11 protein-coding genes and 1 tRNA gene are annotated in these 12,384 nt (G+C 72.6%); 6 read left to right on the top strand and 6 right to left on the bottom strand.

The genetic code is table 11. The features are described 5' to 3' along the window. Positions 1–77 precede the first annotated feature (77 nt). From NLX94_RS27950 to NLX94_RS27960, 3 genes are all read right to left on the bottom strand, one after another. Positions 78–950, bottom strand: coding sequence for a DivIVA domain-containing protein (locus NLX94_RS27950; protein WP_254385869.1), 873 nt, complete (start codon positions 948–950; stop codon positions 78–80). A 159-nt stretch (positions 951–1,109) separates the two neighbouring features. Continuing rightward, positions 1,110–3,620, bottom strand: a complete 2,511-nt coding sequence (locus NLX94_RS27955; protein ID WP_254385870.1) for an SUKH-4 family immunity protein — start codon at positions 3,618–3,620, stop codon at positions 1,110–1,112. Positions 3,621–3,627: 7 nt separating this feature from the next. Beyond that, positions 3,628–4,677: an SMI1/KNR4 family protein gene (locus NLX94_RS27960; RefSeq protein WP_254385871.1), complete on the bottom strand. Its 1,050-nt coding sequence runs from the start codon at positions 4,675–4,677 to the stop codon at positions 3,628–3,630. A 230-nt stretch (positions 4,678–4,907) separates the two neighbouring features. Here NLX94_RS27960 and NLX94_RS27965 point away from each other — a divergent pair, with 230 nt between their 5' ends. Together NLX94_RS27965 and NLX94_RS27970 are read left to right on the top strand one after the other, a co-directional pair. Beyond that, on the top strand, positions 4,908–5,552 hold the full coding sequence (locus tag NLX94_RS27965) for a YwqJ-related putative deaminase (RefSeq protein WP_254385872.1): 645 nt from the start codon (positions 4,908–4,910) through the stop codon (positions 5,550–5,552). 5 nt (positions 5,553–5,557) lie between these two features. Continuing rightward, positions 5,558–6,082 carry an SUKH-3 domain-containing protein gene (locus tag NLX94_RS27970; RefSeq protein WP_254385873.1) on the top strand — a complete coding sequence of 175 codons (525 nt, stop codon included), beginning with the start codon at positions 5,558–5,560 and terminating at the stop codon, positions 6,080–6,082. A gap of 61 nt (positions 6,083–6,143) precedes the next feature. Here NLX94_RS27970 and NLX94_RS27975 read toward each other — a convergent pair whose 3' ends face one another. From NLX94_RS27975 to NLX94_RS27985, 3 genes are read right to left on the bottom strand one after another with little or no spacing between them, the layout of a single operon-like run. Beyond that, positions 6,144–6,683, bottom strand: coding sequence for a hypothetical protein (locus tag NLX94_RS27975; protein WP_254385874.1), 540 nt, complete (start codon positions 6,681–6,683; stop codon positions 6,144–6,146). Between the two features lie 33 nt (positions 6,684–6,716). Beyond that, entirely contained in the window at positions 6,717–7,253 is a 537-nt protein-coding gene (locus NLX94_RS27980; RefSeq protein WP_254385875.1) for a ferredoxin, read from the bottom strand. 5 nt (positions 7,254–7,258) lie between these two features. Beyond that, on the bottom strand, positions 7,259–8,515 hold the full coding sequence (locus NLX94_RS27985; protein WP_254385876.1) for a sensor histidine kinase: 1,257 nt from the start codon (positions 8,513–8,515) through the stop codon (positions 7,259–7,261). 273 nt (positions 8,516–8,788) lie between these two features. Here NLX94_RS27985 and NLX94_RS27990 point away from each other — a divergent pair. From NLX94_RS27990 to NLX94_RS28005, 4 genes are all read left to right on the top strand, one after another. Beyond that, positions 8,789–8,860 (top strand) — tRNA-Gln (locus tag NLX94_RS27990). Between the two features lie 110 nt (positions 8,861–8,970). Then, positions 8,971–10,422 (top strand): bifunctional UDP-N-acetylglucosamine diphosphorylase/glucosamine-1-phosphate N-acetyltransferase GlmU, encoded by a 1,452-nt coding sequence (gene glmU, locus NLX94_RS27995; protein WP_254385877.1) that lies wholly within the window; start codon positions 8,971–8,973, stop codon positions 10,420–10,422. A 133-nt stretch (positions 10,423–10,555) separates the two neighbouring features. Next, a complete protein-coding gene (locus tag NLX94_RS28000; protein ID WP_112451977.1) occupies positions 10,556–11,533 on the top strand; it encodes a ribose-phosphate diphosphokinase in 978 nt (325 codons plus the stop codon). Between the two features lie 187 nt (positions 11,534–11,720). Next, positions 11,721–12,299 (top strand): 50S ribosomal protein L25/general stress protein Ctc, encoded by a 579-nt coding sequence (locus NLX94_RS28005; protein WP_254385878.1) that lies wholly within the window; start codon positions 11,721–11,723, stop codon positions 12,297–12,299. The last annotated feature ends 85 nt before the right edge of the window (positions 12,300–12,384 follow it).

Raw genomic sequence — 12,384 nt, forward strand, 5'->3', positions numbered from 1 at the left:
CCACCCCCCCCCCCCCCCCGCCCCCGGCACCGCCCCACCCGCAGCCAACCCCACCCACACAACCGGACGCCGGCCGGTCAACCCTCCGCCGGAGCGCGGCCCGTCAGGGCGGCCAGGCTGGAGCGGACGTGGTTCATGTGGGCCCGCATCTCCTCCTGCGACTCCCCGTGCTCCCGCAGGATCCGCTCCGTCTCCCTCCCCACCCGCTCCTCCCGCACCCGCGCCTCCGCAATCAACTCCCCCGCCCGAGCCTCCGCATCCTCCTGCCCGTGCCGCGCAGCCTCCTGCGCCGCCGCGAACCCCCGCTTCGCCTCCGCCAGCCGCGACTCCGCGTACCGCTCCAGCTCCGCGTGCCGCGACTCCAGCTCCGCCGCCCGCGCCCCCAGCTCCCGCTCCGCCGCGTCCCACCGCTCCGCATGCTCCTGCTCGCGCTCCGCGAGCATCGCGTCCGCCCGGCGCCCCGCATCCGCCAGCCCCGCCTGCGCCTCCGCCCGCCACGCCGCCGCGTCCTCCCGCGCCTCCGTCCGCGCGTCGTCCGCCTCGCGCCCCGCCCGCAGCAGCGCCTGCCGGGCCCGGACCTCCGTCTGCTCCCGCACCGCCTCCGCGTCGCCCCGCGCCAGCTCCGACACCCGGTCCGCGTGCGCCTCCGCCGCGCCCGCAGCCGCCACCGCGTCCGCCCGCGCATCGCCCCGTACGGTCTCGGCCTCCTCCTCGGCCAGCAGCAGGATCCGGCGCGCCCGCTCGCCGAGCTCCTCGTACGTCTGCGGGGCCAGTCCGGAGACCTCCACGCGCAGCCGCTCCGCCTCGGCCTCCATCTGCCGGACCAGTACGGTCAGCCGGGCCACCCGCTCCCAGGCCTCGTCCCGGCTCCCCGACAGCCGGGCGAGGTACCGGTCCACCTCTTCGGCCCGGTAGCCACGGCCACGCACGGTCGTAAAGGGTGCACTCATCCTGGAAGCGCCTCTCTCGCGGGGGTTCCTGCCAAGGATGCGTCATTTGCTCCCGGAAGCCCGAATGGCCGGGCCGATACCCCGTTGGGGGGTCACGACCCGGCCATCCGGCTCACCTCTGCAAGCAGGCGGGAACCACGCAAGCTCAGCGCAAACCGATCAGAGCAGCCCGTCCCACATCTGCTCCAGCAGCACCGACCACCAGTTCTCCGGCGACGCGAGCGCCGCACTGTCCAGCCCCACCAGATTCGCCTGGAAATCGACGGTCCAGCGGCCGGCCTGCTCCGGCGTCAGATGCTGGCGCAGCCGCCACATGTGACCCAGCATCGCCAGCGACCGCACGAACTGCGGCAGCGAGGAGTTCACGAACTGCGGGGGCACCGGAGCGCCCCCCGGACCCGCCTCCACCGGCACCGCCACGATGTGCGCAGTGCCGTACTGCACGCACAGCGCCTTGCCGAAGTCGCTGCCCACCACCAGGTACGAGCCCGCGTCCGAGGCCGGCTGCACCTGCCGCTGCGCCGCCAGCTCGGCCAGCGTCGGCAGCGGGGCACCCGGTACGGCCTGGGCCCAGAAGAACGGCCCGAAGTCCACCGGCAGACCCGCCCACATGAGGGTCTGCGCCACGATCTCCGGCACACCCTGCCGGGACACCGCGCGCTGCTCGAAGCGGAACACCCCCTGCGGCCCGAACGCCCCCGCCAGCTCCTGCGCGATCGCGTCCAGCGGGATCGCCGGCTGCAGCGGCAGCTGCGGCAGCGGTGCGCGCACCGGCGCGGGGCGCGCCGGCCCGTCCGCCACCTGGTGCAGTTCGCCCTGGTGGGTCAGCAGGTGCCGCATGCCCTGCTGGCGGCCCGCGTGGTCGGTCCCGTACGGGGCCACGTTCGTGATCCGGACCTGCGGCCAGGTTTCCCGGATCATGCGCGCGCAGTAGCCGCCGGGCAGCTCGCACGAGGCCAGCTCGGTGTGCAGCTCCAGCACCTGCTGCGGAGGCACGTTCATCGCCCGCAGCTCGTACAGGATCTGCCACTCCGGGTGCGGGGTGCCGGGCGCGGAACGGCGGATGAGCTGCTGCTCGGAACCGTCGGGCGCCCGGTACCGCAGCACGGCCTGGTAACCGGGACCGACCGTGGGCACCCCGGGAGCGGATGCCTGCGGCGCCGGTACGGGGGACTGCGGCGCGGGCCCGGGAGGCCCGGGCGGGCCGGGCTGCTGCGGACCGCCGGGGCCCGCCAGCATCGTGGCGGCGTACGCCTCACCACGCCCACCCGACGACCCGGGAGCCCCCGGCGGACCGGGAGGCGCGATCGGCTGCCCACCCACGGGCGGCCCCGCCAGCATCGTCGCAGCATGATCCAGCCCACCCCCGGGCACACCGGGCGGACCAGGAGGCGCGATCGGCTGCCCGGCACCCGGCACACCGGGCGGACCGGGAGGCTGCGGCCCACCCGGACCGGCCAGCATCGTCGCGGCGTACGCCTCACCACGCCCACCCGACGACCCGGGAGCCCCCGGCGGACCGGGAGGCGCGATCGGCTGCCCACCCACGGGCGGCCCCGCCAGCATCGTCGCAGCATGATCCAGCCCACCCCCGGGCACACCGGGCGGACCAGGAGGCGCGATCGGCTGCCCGGCACCCGGCACACCGGGCGGACCGGGAGGCTGCGGCCCACCCGGACCGGCCAGCATGGTGGCGGCGTACGAGGGCGACTCCGCACCCCCACCGGACGCACCGGAAGCACCCGGCGCACCGGGCGGCCCCGGCGGAGTCACGGTCCCCGGCGCCGCCGGCCGGTTGACCCGGGCCTTGCTCGTCGGCGCGTCGGCGATGTCCCCACCACCGGCGGGTCCCGCCGGCCCGGACTCCGGGTCCAGCGCCGGCACGACGGCGGTCTTCGGCAGCTCACTGCCCCTGGGCATCAAGGTCGTGCGCGCCTCCGGGCCCGGCCCCGACGACGGCGCGTCGTCCAGATCCGACCCGGACAGCGGCGGGGCGAACACCGTCGCCGGCAGCGGTACGGACACGGAGTCCGCACCGGGGTTCACGTCGGTCCCGGCCCAGGGCGTGGCCCCGGTCGGCACGGCGGCGGGCACCCCGTCGTTGGCGGTCGGCTCGTAGGGGACCTCTCCCCCGCGCCGCAGCGGCACCGGCTCGGGCGAGCCCGCCCCGGAAGCCTCCGGACCCGAGGGCGCCACCGGGGTTCCCACAGCATCCGAACCAGCCGGAACAGCCGAACCAGCCGAACCAGCCGAAGCGACCAGAACCTCCGGAACAGCCGGAGCGACCGGAGCCGCCGGGATCCCCGCCCGGTCCGCCGCCTCCTGGAGCCACTCCGGCGGACTCAGCATGAACGAGGTCTGCTCCGAGTCGATGCGCGGCACCGGCACCGAAGCCTCGGCCTGCGCGGCCGACGCCCCGTACTCCTCCTCGTAGCGGCGGATCACCTCACCCACCGGCAGGCCGGGCCAGAGCGTCACCTCCCCGCTGTCCCGCGCGATGACCAGCCGCTGCCGGCCGCCACCGGACACCGGACCGGCCGCGCGGTCCTCCGCCCACACCACGAAACCGAGTCCGAACTCCCGTACGCGCACCTCGCGGTGCTGGTACGCGGGCACGTCCCCGTTGATCCACTCCTCGGCGCGCTCCTGCGCCTGCGCAAACGTCACCATCGCGCCGTCACCCCTCCATCGGTGCCGCTGCCGGCCCGGCACCCGGAACCGAACGCTCCGCCGGACCCGCGCCCGGACCCCGGCCCGTCACGGGAACCGAGCGCGCGAATCCGCCGTCCACCATCAGACCGGCCACCGTTTCCAGTTCCGGCGGATTGCCCGCCAGCCGTTCCAGGAAGGCGTCGAAATCCGAACCGCACGGCAGCAGCAGCCGCTCCACGCGTTCCTGCACCGACCAGCCGTCCTGGTCGCGCGCATCGTCGAACGGGGAGAACCAGACCGAGCCGATCCCCTCCCCGCGCACCTTCACCGCGAGGAGCCCGCCCTGCGCGAAGGCCACGCACAGGTAGTCCTTCGTCAGGTGGTCCCGCAGGCACTTGTTGACGTAGACGAGGTCGTTGACCGCCGCTTCCTCGCGCACCGTGAAGAACGGCTGGTCCACGAGGAGTCCGAGCTCCACGTCGAGCCCCGTGCCCACCGGCGCGCAGCCGCCCGCCGCCTTCAGGAAGGCGCGGTACGCCTCCGGAAGCCGGTAGCCGAGGTCCTCCTCGACTCCCTGGACCTGCTGCTCGGACACCGAGACCACCGTCTTGGGCAGTCCCAGGTGCACCGGGCGCACCTCCTGCAACGGCCGCGTCCCGCGCTTGCCGTGGTCCACCGCCGCGGTCGCCAGACCGGCGTGGTGCCGCAGCAGGGACTTCACCTCGACCGGAATCAGCTCCATCCGGCGCGTACCGGACACGTGGTGCCAGGTCCAGCCGTGCGGGGTCGACACCGGGCCGACCGTGTCCCACAGTTCGTGGCCCGTCGCCCGCATCGCCGCGTTCGCGGACACGCAGTCCGTCAGGCGCAGCTCGTCCACGCCGAAGCCCTCCGGGGGCTCGGCGATCTCGACGGCCGCGCGCGCGTACAGCGCGAAGTCGGGATGTCCGTTCGCGTCGATGCGGACTCCGTGGGGATGGCGCGCGGCCCGGACGGGATCCGGGAAATGCACGACCTGCCCCGAATAAGCGGCGTTGGGTGGCGCGGCCTGATGCCCGAGCCGACCTGTCGTCATGGCGGTAGCCCCCTGCTGGATCTGGCTGGTTCACCACAGCCTATGTGCTCCGGCAAGGCCGTCACCCGCGCGTGCACAGGGACCCCCCGGGACGGGCGGGAAGTTCCGAATTGATACGAATATTCGACCCCGCTTCCACATGCCAGGGGACATTTGACAGGCTGTCCCCACAGCACGGGGGCGTGCGCGACAGCGGTCAGCACCGCGGCCACGGGAGGGAAAGCGCAACCATGCAGCACACGGCAACACGTACAGGGGCGGCCGACGCCCACTCAGGAGGCGCGGGAGCCCGCGGATCCGCGGACCCGGCAGGAACCGCAGGCCCCGCGGGAACCGGCGGCCCCGCCGCCGTCCCGGAGCAGCCCCGCGCCGCGGCCGAGCAGAGCGCCGGCCCCGGCGACCCCCGCCTGCGCTGGGGCGGCGGCGGGGACGGCCGCCCCGCCGTACCCACCCTCCGCTTCCGCCGCGACGGCATCCTGCCCACCGTGGCCGCCGCCCTGTCCGTACGCGGCGAAACCCTCACCGGAACCGCCGGCAAGGCCGACCAGCCCCCCGTCCTGCACGCCCTCGTACAGGACTTCCTCGACACCCTCACCAGCGGCCAGCGCGAACGTTTCACCGGCCGGTGCCCGGAGGCGATCCTGCTCTCCCGCCACCTCACCACCGTCGAGGGCTCCCGCAGCAAGCGCGCCTCGCGCAAACCCCTCACCCCCAGCGAAGCCCGCCGCTCGCTGAAACACTCCAAGATCACCGCCCGCCGCATCCGCGAGGACGGCGACCCGCTCCACGGCAGCTACGCACCGCCCTGCCGCTCCTGCGAGGCCCTCCTCGCCCACTTCGGCGTACGCCCCGTCGACCTCTCCCACCCCGAGTAGCCGCCATGACCACCACCTCCGCTTCCTACGCCCGCTCCTCGGCCACCCGCTTCCCCGTCGCCGTGGACTCCGCCCTGCGCACCGCCGGCTGGGAGCCGGGCCGCTGGGACATCAAGCAGGCCGAGTACTGGGCCGACGCCCTGCGCGACCACACCACCCCCGCCGGGCACCGGCACACCGTCTTCCCGGCCGCCGTCGAAGCCTGGGCCGAGTTCGGGAACCTCACCGTCACCGCCCCGGGCCCCGGCCGGCAGATCGCGCCCACCGCGATACGCCTCGACCCCCTCACGGGCCTCCACCTCGCCCGCACCTTCGCGGACCTCGGCCGCGCCCTGTCCACCCAGCTCTGCCCGCTCGGCGTCGAGGCCGACACCCACCAGACCGGAGGCGGCGCACACCTCGCCCTCGACCGCGAGGGCCGCGTCTACTGCGTGGACCACACCGGCGACTGGTACCTCGGCGCGAGCCTCGACGAGGCCCTCACCCTCCTCCTCACCGGCCTCCAGCCGACCCGCCTGACGACGGGCTGACCCACGGGCCGGCGTACGGACGGGCCGACCCACCCGGCCGGCCCACCGACCCACCGGCCGCCTAGCCCAGCTCCGGAAGCCGCTCCCCGTCCCCCGGGTAGCGGCCCTCCTCCAGCCGGAACAGGTACGCCCGCAGATCCGCGGCGAGCCCACCCTTCAAGTACGCCCGGAATTCCAGGGCCCCCGCCGCCGCGTCCAGATCGGCGGGGTGGACGCTCTTCGCGTACTCCGCCAGCGTCAGCGCCACGTGCTCCTCGACCCGGCCCCGCCCGGCCCACCACAGGCGCACCGCCTCCGGGGTCCACCAGCGGTCCCCGTCGTACGCATACTCCTGGAAGGGCTCCTCGTCCGCCGCGTTCACCACCTCGCGCACCTGGCCCGGGCTCCGCGGCTGCCGGAAGACGTACTCGAGATTGCCCTCGCAGCTCGCCGCGTACATCACGTTGTCCGGCGCGTTCAGCCGACCGGTCCAGCACATGTCGGTCTCACCCGTGTAGAAGGGCCCCGGCACGTTCAGCCACAGCCGCTTCTCCCACCGCCCCTGGAACAGCTTCCGGTCCTCGTCCGTCAGCTCCGCCACCGGATCCCAGCCCACCGTCATATCCCGCTCTCCCCCTGCCCAGTCCACCGCGCCTCACAGCTGCGGCAGCCGCTCCCCGGCCTCCGGATACCGGCCTTCCTCCAGCCGGAAAAGATACGCCCGCAGATCGACGGCGAGGCCGTCGTCCAGATACCCCTGGAACTCCCGCACTCCGGCGGCGACCTCCTCGTCATCGACGGAGCCGCCCGGCCCGAAATCCGCCAGCGACTCGGCCAGGTGCTCGGCGACCCGCCCCCGGCCCGCCCACCACTCCCGCACCTCCGCCGGGGTCCACCGCAGGTCCCCATCGCAGAAGTACTCCCCGAAGGGATCGGCCCACGCCGCCCCCGACAGCGCCCGCACCTCCGCCGGATTCCTCGGCTGCCGGAACACGTACTCCGTGCAGTACAGGCTGTCCGCCGTGTACAGCACGTTGTCCGGAGCTTCCATCCGCCCGGTCCAGCAGTTGTCCGTCATCCCCGTCCAGAACGGCCCCGGCACGTTCAGCCACAGCCGCTCCGGGCGCTCCCCGCCCCTCTCGAAACTGCTGCGCTCGTCGTCCGTCAGTTCCCCGACCGGATCCCAGGCCATCCCCGCTACCCCCGTTCGCTCGGCAGGACCGCCGAGACCTTGAAACCGCCCTCGTCCGTCGGCCCGGACACGAACACCCCGCCCAGCGCGAGCACCCGCTCCCGCATCCCGACCAGACCGTTCCCGCCGCTCGGCAGCCCCGGCTCGGCCGCCTTCCCGTCGCACGGCCCGTTCTCCACCTGCATGGCCACCTCACCCTCCCGGTGAGCCAGCCGTACGACGACCCGCGCCCCCGGAGCGTGCTTGTGGCAGTTGGTCAGCGCCTCCTGCACCACCCGGTACGCCGTCTGCTCCACCTCCGCCGCGTACCCGCAGCACTCCCCGCGCACATCCAGCTCCACCACCATCCCGGCCGCCCGCGACTGCCCGACCAGCGCCTCCAGCTCGCCCAGCGAAGGCCCGTCCTCGAAGCTCCCGACCAGCGCCACCGGCACCGCCACGGCCGCCGGCTTCGGCGCCTCCGCCCGCAGCACGCCGAGCATCTCGCGCAGCTCCGTCAGCGCCTGCCGCCCCATGTCCCCGACCAGCGCGGCGTTCTTCGCCGCCTTCACCGGGTCCTTGGCCGCGATCGCCTGGAGCGCCGCCGCGTGCACCACCATGAGCGACACCCGGTGCGCCACCACGTCGTGCATCTCCCGCGCGATCCTGGTCCGCTCCTCCGTACGGGCCCACTCGGCCCGCTCCTCCGCCCGGTCCGCGAGCAGCGACAGCTCCCGCTCCAGCGAGTCCGCCCGCTCCTGCAGGCTCTCCATCAGCCGCCTGCGGGCCGCCGTGTACAGCCCGAACAGCACCGGCGGCACGGTCAGCGCCACCGCCACGAACACGGACAGGGTGATGACGAGGGTGCGGCTGACCTCGCCGGACACCGGTGTCCGCATGTACATCACCACGAAGATCGCGGCCAGCGACATCGACGCCAGCGTCGCGGTGATCCGCCGGGGCACCTCGGAGGCGGCCAGCGTGTACAGCCCGACCACCCCGAGCAGGAACCCCATGGCCGCCGGCGACACCGCGATGCCGACCAGCACCACGACGATCGGCCACCGCCGCCGCAGCACGAGCACGGCCCCGACCACGACTCCGAACAGCACCCCGGCGAACACCGGGATCCCCGCCTCCCGGGCGAACCCGACGCCCTCCACCCCGCACTCGACGGCGGACACCGCGCCGAGCCCCACGTCCAACACGGCCGACCTGCGCCGCTCCCACCACAGGGGCCCGTCCCGACCGGCCCCGTCCCGCTCTTCCCCCGTACTGGTCATGCCGACCAGCGTACGCAGCCACCGCTGCACGGCGCCGACCGAAAATCCCGAAACCGCCAGCAATCGCACGTCCGACCGAATCGCCCACGGATCAGGACCGGCATCCCGCATTCCGTACGCAGGAACGCGGGCGACACGCACCGGGGTTGCCTCGGGATGCGCGTCCTCGAGGGCTCCGATTTGTACCGTCGCATTGAGGGCGTCCGGTGCGGCATAGTAGGAGCCGTCGAACCAACCATGAGGGCGGAATGTCCGATTTGGTTGAAAAAATAATCCCCTGTGGTGTAATTGGCAGCACTGAGGCTTTTGGTGCCTTATGTTCGGGTTCGAGTCCTGACAGGGGAGCCTTGCAGGTTCGGGTCCTGACTGCCCCAGTCGGGACCCGGCTTCGTTTCCGGGTCATGACCCACCGGTATCCTTCACGGGTCCACCACCCGAAGCCGAAGGGCACACCCGTGAGCGCCAACCGCCCGGCAGCCGTCGTCGTACTCGCAGCGGGTGAAGGCACCCGCATGAAGTCGGCCACACCCAAGGTTCTGCACGAGATCAGCGGGCGCTCGCTCGTCGGTCACGTCGTCGCCGCCTCCCGCGAGCTGGACCCGAACCACCTCGTCGTCGTCGTCGGGCACGCCCGCGAGCAGGTCACCGCGCACCTCGCCGAGATCGACGCCGACGTCCGCACCGCGGTCCAGTACGAGCAGAACGGCACCGGGCACGCCGTCCGGATGGCCCTCGAGGAGCTGGGCGGCGACCGCCCGGCCGGCACCGTGGTCGTCGTCTGCGGCGACACCCCGCTGCTGACGGGCGAGACCCTGGCCGTGCTGACGGCCACGCACGAGGCCGACGGCAACGCCGTCACCGTGCTGACCGCCGAGGTGCCGGACTCCACCGGCTACGGCCGCATCGTCCGCGACGAAGCGACCGGCGCGGTCACCGCGATCGTGGAGCACAAGGACGCCACCGACGCCCAGCGCGCCATCCGCGAGATCAACTCCGGGGTCTTCGCCTTCGACGGCGCCCTCCTCGTGGACGCCCTCGGCAAGGTCCGCACCGACAACAGCCAGGGCGAGGAGTACCTCACCGACGTGCTCGGCATCCTGCGCGAGGCCGGCCACCGCGTCGGCGCGGCCGTGGGCGCGGACCACCGGCAGATCCTCGGGATCAACAACCGGGTGCAGCTCGCCGAGGCCCGTGCGCTGCTGAACGCCCGCCTGCTGGAGCGCGCCATGCTCGCGGGCGTGACGATCGTGGACCCGGCGAGCACGCTCGTCGACGTGGCGGTGACTTTCGGCCAGGACGCGATCGTGCACCCCGGCACCCAGCTGCTCGGCACCACGCACGTGGCGGAGCGGGCGGAGGTGGGCCCCAACACCCGCCTGAAGGACACGCACGTCGGTGCGGGCGCCCGGGTGGACAACACCGTGGCGGACACCGCCGTCGTCGGCGCCTCGGCGAGCGTCGGCCCCTTCGCGTACCTGCGTCCGGGCACGAACCTGGGCGCGAAGGCCAAGGCCGGTACGTACGTGGAGATGAAGAACGCCACGATCGGCGAGGGCACCAAGGTCCCGCACCTGTCCTACGTCGGCGACGCGACGATCGGCGAGTACACGAACATCGGCGCGGCCAGCGTGTTCGTGAACTACGACGGTGAGCACAAGCACCACACCACCGTCGGCTCACACTGCAAGACGGGTTCGGACAACATGTTTGTGGCACCCGTCACCATCGGGGACGGCGCCTACACGGCCGCCGGCTCGGTGATCACGAAGGACGTGCCGGCCGGCGCACTGGCCGTGGCCCGGGGCCAGCAGCGGAATATCGAGGGCTGGGTGGCCCGCAAGCGTCCGGGAAGTGCCGCCGCCACGGCGGCCCAGTCGGCGGCAGACGAGGCCTCCGGCGAACGCTGAGGTGAACTGACCGGAAACGGCTACGCCGGAGACGGCGTACCGTGATAGGTGCACGCAATTCGGCTGGCTCACCGTGTGCGGGACGGACGCACATGGGGGCGAGCAGCTTTCCCACGTCTGAGGAGACAGTGCTGTGACCGGGATCAAGACGACCGGCGAGAAGAAGCTGATGCTCTTCTCCGGCCGCGCCCACCCCGAGCTGGCCGAGGAGGTCGCGCACCAGCTCGGTGTCGGCCTCGTGCCGACCAAGGCTTTCGACTTCGCGAACGGTGAGATCTACGTCCGCTTCCAGGAGTCGGCGCGTGGCGCGGACTGCTTCCTGATCCAGAGCCACACGGCTCCGATCAACAAGTGGATCATGGAGCAGCTGATCATGATCGACGCGCTCAAGCGCGCGTCGGCACGCTCCATCACCGTGATCGTCCCGTCCTACGGGTACGCCCGCCAGGACAAGAAGCACAAGGGCCGCGAGCCGATCTCGGCGCGTCTGGTCGCGGACCTGCTGAAGACCGCGGGTGCTGACCGCATCCTCACGGTCGATCTGCACACGGACCAGATCCAGGGCTTCTTCGACGGCCCGGTCGACCACCTTTCGGCCCTGTCGGTCCTCGCGGACTACGTCGGTGCGAAGGTCGACCGCTCGAAGCTGACGATCGTCTCCCCGGACGCCGGCCGCGTACGGGTCGCCGACCGCTGGTGCGACCGTCTGGACGCGCCGCTGGCGATCGTGCACAAGCGCCGCGACAAGGACGTCGCCAACCAGGTGACCGTCCACGAGGTCGTCGGTGAGGTCAAGGGCCGCGTCTGCGTCCTGGTCGACGACATGATCGACACCGGTGGCACCATCTGCGCCGCTGCCGACGCGCTCTTCGCGCACGGCGCGGAGGACGTCATCGTGACGGCCACGCACGGCATCCTGTCGGGCCCCGCGGCCGACCGCCTGAAGAACTCCAAGGTCAGTGAGTTCGTGTTCACGAACACCCTGCCGGACCCGTCCGACCTGGAGCTCGACAAGATCACGGTGCTGTCCATCGCCCCGATGATCGCCCGCGCGGTGCGCGAGGTCTTCGAGGACGGCTCGGTCACCAGCCTGTTCGAAGAGCAGCAGTAGATCCAGCAGTAGATCCTTTTTGGGTACGGCCTCCCCGCCGGGTACACTCCTTGAGTTGCTCGGCGAGGGAGGCCGTACCTGTTTCCGAACAGGTTTCCGGTGCTCCGTTATCGACGCGCTCTTCGTAGCAGGCCGTGATTCGGCCGGGTGACTGTCGTCCATTTCCGTCACCCCACGAGGAGTGAGCATGTCCGAGATCAAGCTTTCCGCGAAGGTCCGCGAGAACTTCGGCAAGGGTTCCGCCCGTCAGGCGCGTCGTGACGCCCTGACCCCCGCGGTCATCTACGGCCACGGCACCGACCCGAAGCACGTCAACGTGGACGCCCACGCGCTCCAGCTGGCGCTGCGCACCCCGAACGTCCTGATCTCCCTGGACATCGCGGGCGCCGGCACCGAGCTGGTCATCCCGAAGGCCGTTCAGAAGCACCCGCTGAAGCGTTCGATCTCCCACGTCGACTTCCTGATCGTCAAGAAGGGCGAGAAGGTCACCGTCGACGTCGCGATCGTCACCGAGGGCGAGCTGGCCCCGGGCGGCAACATGCTGGAGACCCTCCAGAACACCATCTCCGTCGAGGCCGAGGCCACGCACATCCCGACCGAGGTCACCGTCTCGATCGCGGGCCTGGAGGCCGGTACCACCATCACCGCCTCCGACCTGGTCCTGCCGGCCGGCACCACCCTGGCCGTCGACGGCGACATCGCCGTCCTGCAGGTCATCGGCGCGTCGGCCGAGGAGCCGGCCGCGGAGGCGGGCACCGAGGCCTGAGCCTCGCCCCTCCCTCTCAGCACTTGCTGAACGACCGCCGTCCGGCTCCACTGGAGCGGGACGGCGGTCGTCTTCGTATAAGGAG

Source organism: Streptomyces sp. TBY4, from assembly GCF_024213195.1.
In the GTDB taxonomy this organism is placed as follows: domain Bacteria; phylum Actinomycetota; class Actinomycetes; order Streptomycetales; family Streptomycetaceae; genus Streptomyces.